Raw genomic sequence first — 16,625 nt, 5'->3', positions numbered from 1 at the left:
GAACTTGAGTGGAGAACCGCGTGAATAATGATGGTTACACATCCCTAAGTCATTTTATCGATCTGTTATTAGATGCGATTTGTGTCGTCGATAAAACGGGACGATTTGAATTTGTGAGCGCCGGTGCCGAGCGAATTTTTGGTTATACCCCAGAAGAAATGATTGGCATGCAGATGTTAGATCTCGTGCTGCCGGAGGATAGGGATCGCACACTCGCGACCGCGCAGGAGATCATGGCTGGGCATTATAAGGTGGATTTTGAGAATCGATACGTCCGTAAAGATGGTTCAGTGGTCGATATTCTCTGGTCTGCGCGATGGTCTGAGGCCTATCAGCAACGTGTCGCCGTCGCCCGTGATATCACTAAGAGCAAAAATGCGGAACGTAGGCAGTCGGCCCTGTACGAGATCTCCGAAGCCGTGCATGTCACCGAGGATTTACTCGCGCTCTATAGTCGTATTCATCAAATTATGGCGAAACTCTTGCCCGCGGCTAATTTTGCCATTGCGCTCTATGATCAAGATTTAAATGAATTAAGTTTTCCTTACCGCGTCTTGTCCGAAGAATATGCGGAAGTCGATATCGCAAGTTTTAGCATTTTCACTGAGCAAGTGATCCACAGTGCCGAGTCTTTACTGATATGCCCTATCACCTTAAGTGGGGAGGCCAGCGCCTCAGACTGTGAGCATAATAGTTGTAATATGAGCTGGCTTGGCGTACCGCTTAAGTTACAAAAAGGGGTGATAGGTGCACTGGTGATGCATAGCGATCCCAGATTTGCCTCTTATACCCAACAAGATCGTGAGTTAGCCGAATTTGTTTCAACTCAAATTGCCTTTGCGATTGAGCGTCGGCAGATGTTGGCTCGTTTAGAGCATATCGCTCTGTACGATCAGTTAACCCATCTGCCAAATCGCGAGTTGTTTTACGATAGATTTCAGAAAGCATTGAATCGAGCCCACCGCGAGTCAAGTTACTTCTCTTTGCTTTACTTAGATTTAGATAAGTTCAAATGGGTGAACGATACCTATGGTCACAGTGTGGGCGACCTATTATTGCAAATTACCGCCCAGCGTATCCTCAGTTGTGTGCGGGAGTCGGATACTGTGGCGCGTTTTGGTGGCGATGAGTTTGTGGTGCTGCTTGAGCGAGTGGATTCGGCTCAAAATACGCTATTAGTGGCGCAGAAAATACTGCAAATGCTAAATCAACCATTTGAGCTTGCCGATCAGCAGATCCATATTTTACCTAGCATAGGTATTGCCTTGTATCCAGAGCATGGCTTGGATGAGAAACAACTGCTCTCCTGTGCCGATGCCGCCATGTATAAGGCGAAAAAGAATGGTGGCAATCGGATTGAGATGGGCTACCAAGGTTTAAGAACCGTGCAAGTTCAATCTTTACCTCACCTCGAAGTACAACTGATGGATGCTAAAAAAATGATGTAACTTCAGCATCAATAAAATGCCCGATAACCTCAGGTTATCGGGCATTTTTTATTGATGCGGATGAGCCGTAAATTATGATCCAAGATTATAGCTTAAAGCGGTTGACCTCTTGCTGTAGCGACGCCGCTAAATGGGCGAGTTCTTGAGCCTGCACCATGGATGTTTGGGCTTCGATAGAGAGATTTTCAGAAACCTCACGGATGGACTCAGTGTTACGGTTGATTTCGCTGGTCACTGAGGTTTGCTCCTCCGCTGCGGTAGCAATTTGGCTCGCCATATCCGAAATATCATTAATGGCTTTGCTGATTTGCAATAGGCTCTCACTGGCCGAATTGGCATCGGACACACTGGTTTCAGCCATTGCGTGACTCTGGGTCATAGATTTAACCGCTTTGCCTGCCGTTTGTTGTAGGGTTTCAATCATGGCTTGAATTTCTTGGGTCGATGAATGGGTACGTTGTGACAATACCCGTACTTCGTCGGCAACGACCGCAAAGCCTCGACCCTGTTCGCCAGCGCGAGCGGCTTCAATCGCTGCGTTGAGGGCCAGTAGATTGGTTTGCTCGGCAATGCCGCTGATGGTCAGCAGGATACTGTTGATCTTCTGCGAGTGTTCATTGAGTTCACCGATAATACGGCCAGCGGTTTCCACTTCATTGGCTAAATTACGAATGGATTGCTGGCTTTGCATTACTTGCTTTTGTCCGTGATTTGATAGACTTACGGCATTTTGCGCCGTTTGTGCCGTGTGCTCGGCATTGCTGGCAATTTCCTCCGTTGCACTGGCCATTTCGGTAACCGCAGTGGCGACCATAGTCACTTCATCCTGCTGCACTTCAATGCGTTGGCTGTTATCGGTTGCCGAAGCACTGCTGCCTTTCGCTTGGTATTCGAGTTGGCCTGCAATTTTGTGCATCCGTGAAATCATACCGTGGAGACGTTCGACAAAGCGGTTAAAACCAGAGGCCAGCATACCTATTTCATCGTGCTGATTGGCAGTATGAATACGTACCGTTAAATCGCCATCGCCCTCGGCAATATCATTGAGCGCTTGGGCAACGCGTTCTAGATCTCTAAATTGGATTTTGAAAATGGCCACCAGAATCAAACCAAAGAGGAACAACAGCGCGGCGCCAACGACGGACATCCACCAAGCCAAATTAGTCGCTTGGGACATAATTTCCTGTTTATCCATAACGAAAATGAGCGCCCAGTCAGTGGAGGGAACGGCAGCGACATAGACTAATTTTGTCGTACCATCGAGCTCTCGCTCCTCCATAGTATTGGCGTTAGCGCGTTGGGATAGCCAGCTGGTGGTGAAGTCGCCGTCAATGCTATTGAGCTGCTGGTTATTGAGTTGGCTATTGGGGTGGCTGATGATAAGACCTGCCATATCAACCATTAAAGTATAACCTTTGCCCGGTACGAGCAGGCGCTGCACCGCATCGGTCAATTGATCTATGGTCAAATTTGCCGCAGCCACCCCAAACAGTTGCCCTGAAACCATCACAGGCTCCGCTATGGTGACAACTTGTTTTTTTAAGGTCGCACTGACATAGGGAGCCGTCATTATCATTGCATTGGCGGCCTTCGCATCCATATACCAAGGGCGCACCCTAGGGTCATAATTTGCGGTATTGAGGGAGGGATCTTGGCGGTACATATTGCCTTGTTCATCACCGAAATACGTCAGAGCAAAGCCCATAGTATTGTGGGCTTGGAGTAAATACGGCGTCACTTGTACTGAAGGTTCTCCCTCTATGGTCTTTTTGAGGCTAGTGATGGCGGTTTTTCGATCCTGCATCCAAAGGCCGATACCTTGGGCAAAGGTATTAGCAAGCTGATCAATTTCATGCTGGGTATTTTCTAATGCATTATTTCTGATGAAATAGCTGGAGATGCTGACCAAAACCGCAATGGTAATAAGTACGGCCATGAGACTGCTTAATAATAAGCGTGTTTTGAGAGTGGATCGCATATCTATTCCTTTATATTCCGTTGGCACCCTAAAGTTATTTTAGTATAGCGGCTATAGGTGACAAGACATGGTGAGGCTAGCATTATTTTAATTAATTTAGGCGTTTATCTCATTATTTACCGTTTGCATAACGGTTTGATAACCATAACGAATGGGGCAAAATATGATGAGGTTCTATTTAAATGGTTCACAAATGCGGTGGCTAAATAAAGGCGTGATTTTGTAGTCTGTTGCTTTCCAGCGGACATAAAAAGAGGCTCCTAGGAGCCCCTTAACGTGATTTTTACATTAAGATCAATGGGTCATCTTATTCTTGATCAACACGCAACGCTGCTCTGCTTGGCGGGTTTCGAGCAGGGCACGGCGCCCGAGATTAGAAAGCCCAGTCTGACTGTCTAGCACTTTATCCAATGCGGCAATACTCGTGTAATTACAGTCGGTTGGGATCAGGTTTTTGCTATAGCTACGCATAAACACGGGTCCCTTTTTATCCATATCCACTAAGCTGGCTAAGCGCTCTTCTGCGGTTGCGGCATTCAATAGTTTTTGCTCGGCGGGGTATAAATGCTCCATCACGATACGCTGCTTCGCAAATGGCAGGGTGTCTGAATGCACCTTACTCAACCAGCGACGTTTAGCCGCGGCTTCTGGGCGAATAACCTGAGCCGCAAGGGCCGCTTTTTCACCCGAGTCCGAGTTATCCTTTGCCGCTTCTTTGGTTAAGCGTTGTTGGGCATTAGGGAAATCATAACGGTTGAGTTGGGTAATGATGCTCCAGCGTAGATCTTGATCTAGCGTTAGGCCTTTGATTTTTGAGGTGCCATCTAAAAGCTGTGCAAGGTGGCGCAGACTGTCGCGATCGCTTGCTAGCTGTATATAGGCGTTAAACCAACGACGTTGGAAGTCAGTATCATCTTTACTTTCCATGGTTTTTCTCAGGCTCATCTGCGCTAGCCCTTTCACCGCATTCTCGGCATAGTTTTGCTGGATAGGGGCGATTTGCGCTAAGTATTCCTTTGAGCGCAGCAGGCTTGAAATAATTTGGCCGACGATAGTGTAATCCGTCTCCGCAGGTGCGTTGACAAACACTGTGCTCAGATATTGATCTAAGCTCAAGTTACCTTCGCGCACGCTATCCCACAGGCTTTGCCACAGCATAGAACGCAGCAGTGGATCTGACACATTGCTGAGTTGCTGCTTGGCAGTCGTAAAGGACTTGTCATCTAATTCTACTTTTACAAAACCCCAGTCATCGAAGTTTGGATACACTAAATCCGGGCAACGCTCGCCAACTAATTGTTTGACTTCGGTGCGTTCACCCTTATAGGTCACAGGGACTGTAATGTCATTTCTTAAATCGAAACGGCCTTGGGTGAATAGGGCTATCTGTACCTTTTGCTCGCGCAGTGTTGGCAGCTCTGCACTTGCGGGGAGTTGCAATAGGCTAAACTCGCTTATGCGATTACCGTCGCAGCGATATTCTGCTTTGATAGTGTTAACACCAGCACTGTAGAGCCATTCCTGAGTCCATACCTTTAAGTCACGTCCAGCCGCTTGGCCTAAGCTATTGATAAAATCGTCTAGTTCGGCATTTTGATAGCTGTACTGTTTTAAGTAATTACTGACACCGCGGCGGAACACCATATCGCCTAGCAAGTGGCGCAGTTGTTTCAGTGTCGAGGCTCCCTTTTGATAGGTAATGGCATCGATATTATCGAAGGCATTTTGCGTCGTTGCGACGGGGACTTCAATCGGGTGAGTGGTGACTAAACTGTCCTGTTCATAGGCTCTTTGCTTACCTTGGGCATAAAAACTGCGCCAGGCATTGGTAAATTCGGTGGCTTCTTGGGTGGCAAGCGTTCCCATAAAGGAAGCAAAGCTTTCATTTAACCAGAGGCCGTTCCACCATTTCATCGTGACGAGATCGCCAAACCATTGGTGTGCCATCTCGTGCATGATAACGCCGGCGAGGCTTTGTTTTTGTTCTGCCGTCATGGCCGCTTTATGGAGGAAATGATCCTCAGCAAAGGTCACTGCGCCCGCATTTTCCATCGCACCATAGAGAAAGTCAGGCACTAGAATTTGATCGTATTTCTTAAAGGGATAAGGGATCCCAAAATAGTTATCAAAGAAGGTTAAACCTTGCTTTGTATAGGTAAACCAGTCCTGGGGTGTCACTTGGCTGGCGACGGACTCCCGCGCAAATAAACGCATTGGATAGCGGCCGGAGTTATCCTGCCACATATGGTAAGGTCCCGCATGCATTGAGAAGTTATAGGGACTCAATTTAGGCGTTTGGGGAAACTCCCAGCGATTAAAGGCCCCTACTGGGGTGATATTGGTTTCACGCATCGCACTGATCACTTGCCAATCCTTTGGGGCCGTTACCGTAATTTGGTAGTTGGCCTTAATATCAGGTTGGTCAAATACGGCAAACATCTGCTGCGCCGCGGCGGGTTCGAAGTGGGAATAGAGGTATACCTTGCCATCAACGGGATCTTGGAAACGGTGTAAGCCTTCACCATTGGTGCTGTGGGCGCGGGTAAACAGGACTTCGACCGTGTTTTCACCCGAGGTGAGTAAACGGGTATTTAAGCTGATATAGGCGCCATTATAATTAGGGTAAACGGCGGTGCCATTGATTATAAAACGTTTTATTTGGGCTTTGTTTAAATCTAGGCTCAGTTGTTTTGGTACTTCACTTAAGTTGAAGGTCACCTTAGTGCTCGCCGTGAACTCGGCTTCGCCCGTCAGTTGAAAATCCAGTGCGTAGTGGACGTCGGAAATGACTTGGGAACGCAGACTCGCCTGATATTGGCTGATATAAGGGCTCGCATCCCGTGGCCCAGTATTGAGCGTACTTTGGGTTGCACATGACATTAATGCGGAGCAGGTTAGGGCGATCAGGCTAGCTTTAAACAAGTTCACAACTTAAATCCTTCAACGATTTGTTATTTTTTCTGCGCCGATGTTGGCATTCATCTCGCCGTTGGCTGACCGTGCTGGTTTTACCCAAAGGGGAGGGCAACGCCCAATCGTGGCATCATTGCAGTGTATTTTGGGGCAGTACACTACCTTATTTACCTTGGATAACCAATGTTAAAAATGTAAAAAAAAGCCAGCAATGATGCTGGCTTCTACGGGGCGATAGGGCACCGCGGGTGCCCAGCGCTATAATTACATCCCTAAGAAAGACTTAGACTTAGTCTTACGGATTTCTTTTTCATCTGACCACTCAATCAAACCTGTTTCTAAATCCATTAGACGCATGGTCATCTTGTAGTAGACATCCTTAGTGCTACCGTCTTGTTTTACTATGCTAGACAGGTTGCCATAGAGCATATATTGGGCACCAATTTGACGACCAAACTTGATGGCAGTTGATGGGTCAATCATGCCAGTATTATTTTGGTAATCCAGTTGCTTACGCACCGAATCAACCTTGGTCATATCGATAAAACGGAACTTGCCAGAGCGTAACAGCTTATTGCTGATAGAGTCGGTCACTGACTCAGTATCAATATGTTCTGAGGTTTTGTTTTTAATGCTATCGACAAATAAAATTGGACGATTATTTGCAGTCATAGCGACGATAGGGGGAAAAGTCATCATGCTATCCACCATCTTAGCGGCGATGGCCTGTAGATCCGTTGAGCCAAAGTTTTCGTTGACGGTTTCAACTTCGGTGGCATCACCATACTCGACTTTAGATTGACATGCAGCCAGACCTAGTACGGCAGCCAGCACAAAAATCAGTTTAAATTGTTTCATAGTCAGTTCCATTTTGTGATTGTATAAACTTAATGACACTCGTTTTATCCAAATATTCACCGCTAGATGATTATTGAATAAATTCGAGTGTAATTACCAGTATCAATTGCCCAGACTAAGGTGGTTTTGCCTGCTGCAACGTCAATTTTGGCTGGCGGAGCTTTATCTAACTGTAGGGTATATTCCCCCGGATTGAGATAACGTCTGCCGATCTGCGCCTGTTTCGGGAGCGTTAGCCAGCTGCGGCGATCCGCCTGTTCAGAGACTACGTTAAAAATCTGCATGGCAATACTGCCTATATCGGCGGCATTGTTGCCGGGTTTGCCACTCTTTTCGACCTGATAGGCCATTTCTGATTTGGCATATACCCTAGCGACCTGACGCACTAAAGTGCCGGGCAAGTCTTCTTTTAATGCCGTGATGGCTAAGGCATCGATATTAGCAATAGGTTCAGTTTTGAGCACTGTACCTAAACCTTGCACTTGGGCTGGCTGTACAAAAGCATTATTTGGCCCATAGGTCGCCAGCGATACGGTTTGCCAGTTACCGTGTATGGTAAAGGGCACGGTTAGCGCTTGCTTCTCTGGGACAAAACCACGCTCGACCATCAAAATTACTTGGCCTTCACCTGATTTGGGCAGTTTAGCATCGCCCCAGCGCCGTTTAAATTCATCGTATTGGGGCATGCCTAGCTGTTTTGCAAGGCGGACTAAATCCTGTTGTAGATAGGTGTTATCAGGGGTAATTTGCGCCGCTTTGCGGTAATCAATAAAGGCATCGTTTGGCTCGCCGAGCACTTCATGCAGTACGCCAGTAGTGTAATAGCTGTAGGCATTTAAGAAAGAGCTGGTCACAGTGCCGGCGGCTTGCCCGAGTTTATTGACCTCAGCATCGACAGTACCATTTGCCATGGCTTGCACAGACTTTTGCGACTTTTGATAGCGTTCCTGCTCACTGCCTTGCAACTCGTTACTACGGCGAACTTCGACGAGCGCCCCCTGATAATCCCCACTGAATAAGTAATTAAGTGCTTGATATTGATGTAGCATAATGCGCTCATACCCAGGCCCACGGTAGGGGATCGCATTATCGTTTAGCACTAAACTACTGGCGGTAGCGCCCACATCACTTGCGCTAATTTTGGCTTTATCGTCAAAGGCTGTATAGGCCGCGACGGCCTGCTGATAGTATTGTTTGCTGCTGGCAAAGTCGCCGGCAACTTGGGCAACTCTCCCGGCCTCTTGGGCATAGAGTAAGCCATCGTTGCCTTGGATATTGCTCGCCAGTTTATCTATGCCAGCCAAGGGGGTTGCAGTGTTTAGCCCTTGTTTAATAGGCGCTATTTGCGAGGGATAATTGATAAAAATACTGTTATAGGCACAACCACTGGCGCCTAATGCGAAACCGATAATTAAGCTGCTGCTAATGGCCGATTTTATCAAAGAATTGCTGAAGGTCATTTTCATGCTTGAGGGCGCCTTAAAATGGCATCGCCAACGGCGGCAATAGTCAATGATGGTGGCGTTTCTTCTAACATCTTATCTCTAAACATCGCATTCCCTGGATATTTACATAGTTTCTAGTGGTCACAGTCTTAACGGATTCAGTGGCAATTAGTAATGTGGTGGCGGTGTTTCTTCCGCTTGAGTGGCCATATTACTTGGCTCCATTGCCTGTAATCTACCGACTAATAATTGGATCTGGTGCTGCTGATGAGCCACGAGCCGATTCAGTTTTATCACTTCTTGGTTTAGCTCTTCGACCGTGAGCTCCTGAAAAGCCAATTTCGTTTCTAGCTCTTCAATCTGTGCTTGTACGCCTTGCATGACTAACCTCTATTGCTGCCAAGTCTCGACTAAGCCTTGGCTACTGATACTAACGACTTTATTGGTATCTCGAATTGCCACAGAGTATACAACGGCTCCTCGGTTTTGGCTGTTTTTAGTGAGTGCGACCTGCCATTTACCGATTTGTTTCCCCGTATCGCGTTGCCAGAGTATCACCTCTCTGGCGGGGGTGCCGGTCAATAACTGGCTGTCTTGTTTAATAAAACGCACCGCAGAGAAGTTCATTTGGCGCCGTTTAATCTCTAATTGATTGAGTAACTTACCGCTAGTGTTGTCCCAGATTTTTGCTTCATTAGTGCTACCATTGGTAAAACTTAGGCTGCCACTATCATTAAGGGCAACTTTGGTGATCCGACTACTTAAGGTCCAAGTGTGCAGGGGTTGTCCGGTTTGTGCCTGCCAGAGAATGGCTTGCATATCGTTCGATCCTGTTAAGGCGATGCGTCCATCGGCTGAAAGGGCGACACTATTTACCCGCTCTTTATGACCCAGAAATTTGATTAAGGCTGTTTTGGCCGCATTTAACGACATAACAGTACCATCATTAAGCCCGATTAAGAGGGCGCCGGTATCGGCAACTGCGACACTTTCACCCGATGAGGGTAATGACCACCAACCTATGGATTTACCGTCGGTTATTGTCCACAGTGCAACTGAATCCCGGCTTAATGAAGCGGCAAAGAGCCCATTGGGGGAAATGGCGGTGCTCGTGACTCCGGTATTTATATCGCCATGTATCCATTGGTATTTAAGAGTGTGGGTGCTTAAGTCCCAATACTGGACGCCCTCACTTTGAGTCGCAACTAAGGCGAATTGGGCATCACTCGAGAGGCTGGCACTATAACTTGGTCCTGTGGTGAGGACGTTAATATCATCGGCTTTGGGCTGGCAAGCAGTCAGAAAAATGGTACAAATTACCAGCAGTAGATTTTTCTTCATGAACTTGCTCCTAAAGTTGGTGTCTCTAGTCTCGAGAGAGTGAGATTAATCACTGTTAACCCATAAAGAATCTAGTTGGTATAACTGAGATAACTAGTATAAAGTTGTCGCGCTTAGGTTATTGTAACCGCTTGAGGATGCTGAGGAAGCTTTAATGAAATCGATTTATAAATTATCGTTAGTTGCATTGGCTGTTATTGGCCTATCTGCTTGTAATCAAGAAGAAAAAGCAACAAACACAAGCACAAATGTTGAATTAACGACAGAAGCTCAAAAAGAAGCATATAGTGTAGGCGCTTCAATCGGTCGTTACATGTCTGGCCATATCAAAGAGCAAGAAGAATTAGGCCTGCCAGTTGACCGCACTCTGATCGTTACCGGCTTTACTAACGGTTTGAATGATCAGCTGAAATTAACCGAAGAAGAAATGCAAACCATTCTTCAAGGTTTAGACAAGAAGTTAAACGACAAACGTCAAGAACAAGCTAAAGTTATTGCCGCGAAAAATGTCGAGGACGGTAAAAAGTTCCTCGAAGACAACAAGGCTAAACCAGGCGTAGTCACCACTGAATCGGGTCTGCAATACGAAGTGTTAACACCGGGTTCTGGTGAAAAACCTGCCGCTGAAGACACTGTTGAAGTGGATTACGTTGGAACTTTAATCGACGGTACTGAGTTCGACAGTTCATACAAACGTGGTCAAACTGCTAAGTTCCCACTGAATCGTGTTATTCCAGGTTGGACCGAAGGCGTGCAATTAATGCCTGTAGGCGCTAAGTATAAGTTTGTTATTCCTGCAAACTTAGCCTACGGTGACCGCGATACTGGCACTATTCCACCAAATTCGACGTTGATTTTCGAAGTTGAGTTGAAGTCAGTTGAGAAGGCTCCTGCAGCACCAGCCGCTGAAGCTACTGAAGCTGCTAAAAAGTAAGTGGTTAGCTGCGACGTGTAATACACCGTCATTTGAAATACCGCTCCTCAGTGAGCGGTATTTTTTTTGCCTTGAAAATACCGATTGTTTTAATGTGTTTGGCAAAGGCTGATGCAGCAAGGCTGGGATAACACGGATATGTTTAACCCTTAGATTTTATTTTGTCGGGCGGGTTGTTTATTTCAAAATAATGAATTCATAGTTAAGTTTTAAATAAATCAATTGGGCCTTATATGGGCTCTTTTTTTATATTTTATTTGGTACTTCGTTCTGAATAATATCATTAAAATATCATATTTAAATATTGTCGATTATTTGGTCGTTGATGAAGATTAATCCAGTTTATGTGTATTAGTCTTACTGATTGTTTTTATTTGGCTAATACTTTTGTTTTATATGCCTGTTCTGCTTGGTGAACAATAAAATGTATATAATTATATACTCATCAATGTGTTACATGGTCAATGTGAGATCTTGCCCTCTTTTTTTACGCTTACAACTCTGAAATAATCCGCCCGCACGTTAATAGAAGTTAGCGGCAATATTATAATAATGGGGTTGATGATATGGATAATGTTAATAAGTTAACGGCTATTTCTTTAGCGGTTGCAGCAGCTTTACCTATGATGGCAAGCGCTGATGTGATGATTACTGAATATGTTGAAGGTAGCTCAAATAATAAAGCGATTGAACTATATAACGGCGGCGATACGGTAATTGATCTTGCTGGTTATAAACTGGTTCGTTATAAAGATGGTGCAACCGAAGCCGCAGATATGCAGGTCTTAGATGGCCAAACCATTGCGCCTAAATCCACTAAAGTTATTATAAACTCCAGTGGTGCTATTACTCTGGCCCAAGGTGTCGATAGTTTCTCTGGCACATTAAGTTTTAACGGTGGCGATGCGGTTGCTTTAGTTAAAGATGGCAATGTTGTCGATATTATCGGTGATGTGCCAACTCCAGCGGGTTGGGGATTCGATGTAACCCTCAAGCGTAAACTCGACTCATTAGTGGCAAACACTGTCTTCAATTCTGCCCAGTGGGAACAACTGCCTAAAGATACTTTTTCTGGTTTAGGTTCGTTAGACACGCCAGTAGAGCCTGAAGTCCCGGTTTTTAGCTGCAGCGGCGCGAAAATAGTCCCGATTTATCAAGTACAAGGTGCGGGTGAGTCTAGTCCTTTTGTGCCTGAAGGCGCATTTGAGTCTGAAAGCGAAGTGACGGTTCGCGGTGTGGTTACTGCCCGTGGTGAAAGCTTGTTTAAAGGTTTCTATCTACAAGAAGTTAAAGGGGATAACTCTCCTTACACCTCAGATGGTGTGTTTGTTTTCCTCGGTGAAGCGGCGCCCGAAGCGATTCAACCTGGGGTTGAAGTCTGCGTACAAGGTAAGGTGAAGGAATACTTCGGCTTAACCCAAATTGATATTAAAACCGACAAGAAATTTGACGTTGGCGCTAAGGGAGACGTCCCCGTTGCCACGCCTTTCTATGTCGCCGATGGCGAAACCTTAGCCCAAGCGTTAGAACGTTATGAAGGCATGAATGTCGCCTTAGATGCGGGCAGCGATCTGAAGATCAGCCGTACCTTCAGCTATGACTATGCGGGTCGTCGTAACAATATGTTAGTGTCCTATCAAGCTCCCTTGATGAAATCGACACAGCTGTATCCCGCGCTTTCTCCCGAAGCGATTGCTTTAGTTAAATCTAACCAAGCTAATCAACTCTTTATCGAATCCGATTACAAACCTGCAGATGGCGTTATTCCATACTTCCCTGATTTCAACGTCGAAACGGGCTACATCCGCGTTGGCGATCAACTGACTAACCTGCAAGGGGTGATTGGTTACAGCTACGGTGCCTATCGTTTAGTGGCGACTAACTCTATTACTGCGGGGGATTTTATTCGTGGTGACGACAGAACCGATGCGCCAAGTGTAGCGACTAAGGGCGATCTGCGGGTTGCTAGCTTTAACGTGCTTAACTTCTTCAACGATGTCGTTGGTGGCGATACTAACCCTTCAGGCAGTAACCGTGGTGCACTGACCGAAGAGGAAATGCTGTTACAACGCACTAAAATTGTCAGTGCCATTACCGCGATGAATGCCGATATCGTGGGCTTAATGGAAATCGCTAACAATGGTTTTGGTGAAAAGAGCGCGATTAAAAACTTAGTCGATGCACTGAACGAGAAGCAAACCCCTGAAAACGCCTATAGCTTTGTTGAGATCGCCGATGCCGACAAGTATGACGGCAAATACTTTGGCTCCGATGCTATTACTGTGGGCATGTTATACCGTGGCGGCAAAGTGACCTTAGCGGGCGCAGCGCAGACGATTGAGACACCAGAGCAACACGCCAGTGCTGGTAGTGTGACTCGGACTAAAGATGGCAAGACGGAAACTAACCCAGGTAACGATGCTTACCAACGTCACAGCCTAGCGCAAACCTTTAAGATCCATGACGAATCCCTGACGGTCGTTGTTAACCACTTAAAGTCTAAAGGCTCAGGCTGTTTAGAGGATTGGGCTAACTTCGAAGACAAGACAGATCCTGCCGATCAACAGGGCAAGTGTAATGCTTTCCGTGTATCTGCAGCCAAAGTCTTAGGTGAAACGTTAAAAGACGTGAAGGGCGATTTACTGGTTATCGGTGATATGAATGCCTATGGTATGGAAGATCCTATCCGTGTATTAACCGACTTCGATGCTAGTAAGTCAGATCGTGACATCATGACCGCCTCTTGGACGACACTCGATGGCAGAGTGTTTGAACGCCAAGGCAGTAAGATTGAGAAGGGTTATGGCCTGATCAACTTGAACACTAAGGACCACGGTGCAGGCACTTATTCTTACAGCTATAACGGCGAGTTAGGTAATTTAGACCACGCTTTAGCCAATGCTAGCCTAGCTAAACGTTTAGTGGATATTGAAGATTGGCATATCAACTCAGTGGAATCGAACCTGTTTGAATACGGTAAGAAATTCTCTGGTGATCTAGCTAAATCTGAAAATGCCTTCTCGGCATCAGATCATGATCCTGTGATTGTCGCTTTAAGCTACCCAGCGCCAGTCGAGCCTCCAAAACCTGAGCCAAAGCCTAAAGATGATGGCGGTGCCTTGGGCTATTTAGGCTTAGCACTGATGTCCTTGTTTGGTTTACAACGTCGTCGCCGTTAATTCAGCAGTTTGATCATCACAAAGAAAATTTGTGAACTAAACTGAGAACAAAGGGATGGTTAACCATCCCTTTTTTATGCTTGTGCTTAACGGGGACGGGGGAATATATGATCGCTACGGCTGCTTATCCCATTGAGGGTGTGAAAGCACCCATGTGGTTTTATTTTGTCGCAACCTTTAGTTTATTGTGGAATATCATGGGATTTTTGTCGTTTGTTATTGAAATGACAATAACGCCGGAAGCGATGACACATATGAGTCCTGAGCAAGTCAAACTCTATGAATCTACGCCAGTATGGGTCGAACTTGTCTTTGGCTTTGCAGTAATATCTGGAGTGCTAGGTTGTTTGTTGTTGATATTGAAAAAAGCCATATCTTATAAAGTGTTATTGGTATCACTTGTCGCAGTGTTAGTGCAAATGGGTTATGTGTTTGGTATTCAACATGCCGCCGTTGTCCTCGGAGCCGGCAGTCTTATTTTGCCGAGTGCCGTGATCCTGTGGGGGATTTTTCTCGTCTGGTTTAGTCATTTTAGTATCACCAAACAGTGGTTAACTTAAATGGATGTGAGCTTATTTAGGGCTTGTTAATCTGTTGAACTTCATCCAGTTCCCAGTAAACTGCTTATTGGTTTTAATTACTAGGATGTTGAAATGAGTATTTGGTTTAGACCTGTGACCTTAGAAGATTGTGCACGTTTAGATGCCGGAATGGGTGGCAAAGGCACATTAATGCAGACCTTAGGGATAGAGATCAGTGAGATTGGCGACGATTATATGAAGGCCACTATGCCCGCCAGTCCTGCGGTGCATAACCCATTAGGCATAGTCCATGGCGGTGCGAATGTTGCCCTTGCCGAGACCGTCGCTAGTTATGCGGCAAATTTTGCGGTGGATTTTGAGCAGTACTATTGTGTAGGGCAAGAGATTAATGCCAATCACTTAAGGGCTTCCCGTAATGGGATATTAACCGCCACGGCTAAAGCTATCCATTTAGGGAAACGTAGCTCGGTATGGGAAGTGTTAATCCATAACAGCGCCGGTGAACTGACCTGTATTTCACGGATGACGGCGGCCGTCGTTAAACGCTAAATGCTAAATGTGACGGACCAGCCCAGCCTATTTTCTGTTGTGTAAATGGCGTATCAATTGGTTGATTTAAATAACATATTAACAAGGATTAGATATGGATAGCGCAACAATGTGGGAATGGGTTGGTTATTTAGCCTCTGTGGTCGTCGCAATATCACTGATGATGTCGAACATCAAAAAACTGCGCTGGTGGAATCTTATCGGTGCCGCTTTATTTGTGGCCTATGGAATGGCAATTGGTGCTTATCCCGTTGCCTTAGTTAACTTTTTTATTGTACTCATAGATGCTTATTATCTGGTTAAGCTATATCGCGAACCTGAGCTACCCGCTAATTAGTGCAAGATGCTCTCATTCTTACGATCTCGCTCTGGCTATCACATACTGACTATCTAAGTCTGATCTCCAAACCTAACTCAATAGCCGTTTAATTTTAAGGCGGGTTATTGCGCTAAAATCTGGGCACATTCGTGCTAAGTATTGGCGGCATAACAGGCCAGTAATGCATTTACTGGCCTAATTGATTAATCGAATCCCCTAGAACAATAGCGTTGCCACACCTAACAGTGCGAACAATAGGGCGCAGCCTCGGTGGATCCAGTGCATGGGGAGTTTGTCTGCGCTGAAATGACCGGCGATCACTACGGGCACGTTGGCAAGCAGCATGCCTAAGGTCGTACCCGCAACCACCATAGTTAATGAATCGTATTTTGCGGCGAGCACCACTGTCGCTATCTGGGTTTTATCCCCCATTTCGGCAATAAAAAACAGGATAAAGGTGGCGAGAAAGGGGCCCATTTTGTAGAAACGGCTTTCCTCGGCATCAACCTTATCGGGGATTAACACCCACAGGGCAATTGCAAAGAATGACGCGGCAACTAAATAACGTGCAAGATCTGGGCTGACCCAGTTAATCGCCCACTGGCCAATCCAAGCAGCCGCAAAATGGTTGAATAATGTCGACAACAAAATACCGAAAATAATGGCGGTTTTATTTTTAAATCTTGCGGCAAGAATCAGTGCAAGTAGTTGAGTTTTATCGCCAATTTCGGCAATGGCAACCGTAAAGGTTGAGGCAAGTAGGGCTTCCAAGTGTGATCCTTTAGGGGTGGTTAAGACATAAGCACAATACACCGTCCACCCCTAGGTGCGGTTATTGTGCTCAGGTCTTGCCGGGCAAATCTATGATTTGCTGTGAACACCATGGCATGTGGCCAAGTATGTTGATGTTCACCCAGAATGACGATGGCTCGAAATTCCGTTAGCTACTCCCCCGAAGCGAGGTGGGCATTATACCTAAGTGCATTTCGCTTTCAAGCGTGAGTTGATGGCAGCAGGCGCTGAACAATGTTTGACAGGTGTCAGAAAAATACCGCTCATCGTTCCATAATTAATTGAATTTAAATAAAATAATTTTTTGACAGCGTTGTCTTTTGTTGT

The 16,625-nt window shown here is 45.9% G+C and carries 13 protein-coding genes; 6 read left to right on the top strand and 7 right to left on the bottom strand.

What is annotated here, in order from left to right; all coding sequences use genetic code 11:
* Nucleotides 1-20: 20 nt before the first annotated feature.
* Nucleotides 21-1,448, top strand: coding sequence for a GGDEF domain-containing protein (locus JFT56_RS15270; RefSeq protein ID WP_198780874.1), 1,428 nt, complete (start codon nucleotides 21-23; stop codon nucleotides 1,446-1,448).
* An 85-nt stretch (nucleotides 1,449-1,533) separates the two neighbouring features.
* On the opposite strand, the gene JFT56_RS15265 is transcribed toward JFT56_RS15270, so the two are convergent.
* The 6 genes from JFT56_RS15265 to JFT56_RS15240 form a co-directional block, all read right to left on the bottom strand.
* On the bottom strand, nucleotides 1,534-3,426 hold the full coding sequence (locus tag JFT56_RS15265; RefSeq protein ID WP_198780873.1) for a methyl-accepting chemotaxis protein: 1,893 nt from the start codon (nucleotides 3,424-3,426) through the stop codon (nucleotides 1,534-1,536).
* A gap of 294 nt (nucleotides 3,427-3,720) precedes the next feature.
* Nucleotides 3,721-6,354 (bottom strand): aminopeptidase N, encoded by a 2,634-nt coding sequence (gene pepN / locus JFT56_RS15260; RefSeq protein WP_198780872.1) that lies wholly within the window; start codon nucleotides 6,352-6,354, stop codon nucleotides 3,721-3,723.
* Nucleotides 6,355-6,603: 249 nt separating this feature from the next.
* Nucleotides 6,604-7,197 (bottom strand): penicillin-binding protein activator LpoB, encoded by a 594-nt coding sequence (gene lpoB / locus JFT56_RS15255; protein ID WP_198780871.1) that lies wholly within the window; start codon nucleotides 7,195-7,197, stop codon nucleotides 6,604-6,606.
* Nucleotides 7,198-7,259: 62 nt separating this feature from the next.
* Nucleotides 7,260-8,663 carry a COG3014 family protein gene (locus tag JFT56_RS15250; RefSeq protein WP_198780870.1) on the bottom strand — a complete coding sequence of 468 codons (1,404 nt, stop codon included), beginning with the start codon at nucleotides 8,661-8,663 and terminating at the stop codon, nucleotides 7,260-7,262.
* 147 nt (nucleotides 8,664-8,810) lie between these two features.
* Complete coding sequence (locus tag JFT56_RS15245) at nucleotides 8,811-9,023, bottom strand: SlyX family protein (RefSeq protein ID WP_198780869.1); 213 nt, start codon at nucleotides 9,021-9,023, stop codon at nucleotides 8,811-8,813.
* Between the two features lie 9 nt (nucleotides 9,024-9,032).
* Nucleotides 9,033-9,983, bottom strand: coding sequence for a WD40 repeat domain-containing protein (locus JFT56_RS15240; RefSeq protein ID WP_198780868.1), 951 nt, complete (start codon nucleotides 9,981-9,983; stop codon nucleotides 9,033-9,035).
* A 154-nt stretch (nucleotides 9,984-10,137) separates the two neighbouring features.
* Here JFT56_RS15240 and fkpA point away from each other — a divergent pair, with 154 nt between their 5' ends.
* The 5 genes from fkpA (at nucleotide 10,138) to JFT56_RS15215 (ending at nucleotide 15,524) form a co-directional block, all read left to right on the top strand.
* Nucleotides 10,138-10,917 (top strand): FKBP-type peptidyl-prolyl cis-trans isomerase, encoded by a 780-nt coding sequence (gene fkpA / locus JFT56_RS15235; RefSeq protein WP_198780867.1) that lies wholly within the window; start codon nucleotides 10,138-10,140, stop codon nucleotides 10,915-10,917.
* A 566-nt stretch (nucleotides 10,918-11,483) separates the two neighbouring features.
* A complete protein-coding gene (exeM, locus tag JFT56_RS15230; protein ID WP_198780866.1) occupies nucleotides 11,484-14,096 on the top strand; it encodes an extracellular exonuclease ExeM in 2,613 nt (870 codons plus the stop codon).
* A gap of 107 nt (nucleotides 14,097-14,203) precedes the next feature.
* Entirely contained in the window at nucleotides 14,204-14,656 is a 453-nt protein-coding gene (locus tag JFT56_RS15225) for a hypothetical protein (protein WP_198780865.1), read from the top strand.
* Nucleotides 14,657-14,749: 93 nt separating this feature from the next.
* The gene (locus JFT56_RS15220) at nucleotides 14,750-15,187 is read left to right on the top strand and encodes a PaaI family thioesterase (protein ID WP_198780864.1); all 438 of its coding nucleotides are present in this window, start codon (nucleotides 14,750-14,752) and stop codon (nucleotides 15,185-15,187) included.
* A gap of 94 nt (nucleotides 15,188-15,281) precedes the next feature.
* On the top strand, nucleotides 15,282-15,524 hold the full coding sequence (locus JFT56_RS15215; RefSeq protein ID WP_198780863.1) for a YgjV family protein: 243 nt from the start codon (nucleotides 15,282-15,284) through the stop codon (nucleotides 15,522-15,524).
* Nucleotides 15,525-15,722: 198 nt separating this feature from the next.
* Here JFT56_RS15215 and JFT56_RS15210 read toward each other — a convergent pair whose 3' ends face one another.
* A complete protein-coding gene (locus JFT56_RS15210) occupies nucleotides 15,723-16,277 on the bottom strand; it encodes a TMEM165/GDT1 family protein (protein WP_198780862.1) in 555 nt (184 codons plus the stop codon).
* Nucleotides 16,278-16,625 lie beyond the last annotated feature (348 nt).

The sequence above is a fragment of the Shewanella putrefaciens genome (assembly GCF_016406305.1).
Lineage (GTDB): Bacteria > Pseudomonadota > Gammaproteobacteria > Enterobacterales > Shewanellaceae > Shewanella > Shewanella putrefaciens_C.
The sequence above is the reverse complement of the archived record's forward strand: the minus strand, read 5'-3'. Positions and strand labels throughout refer to the sequence as shown.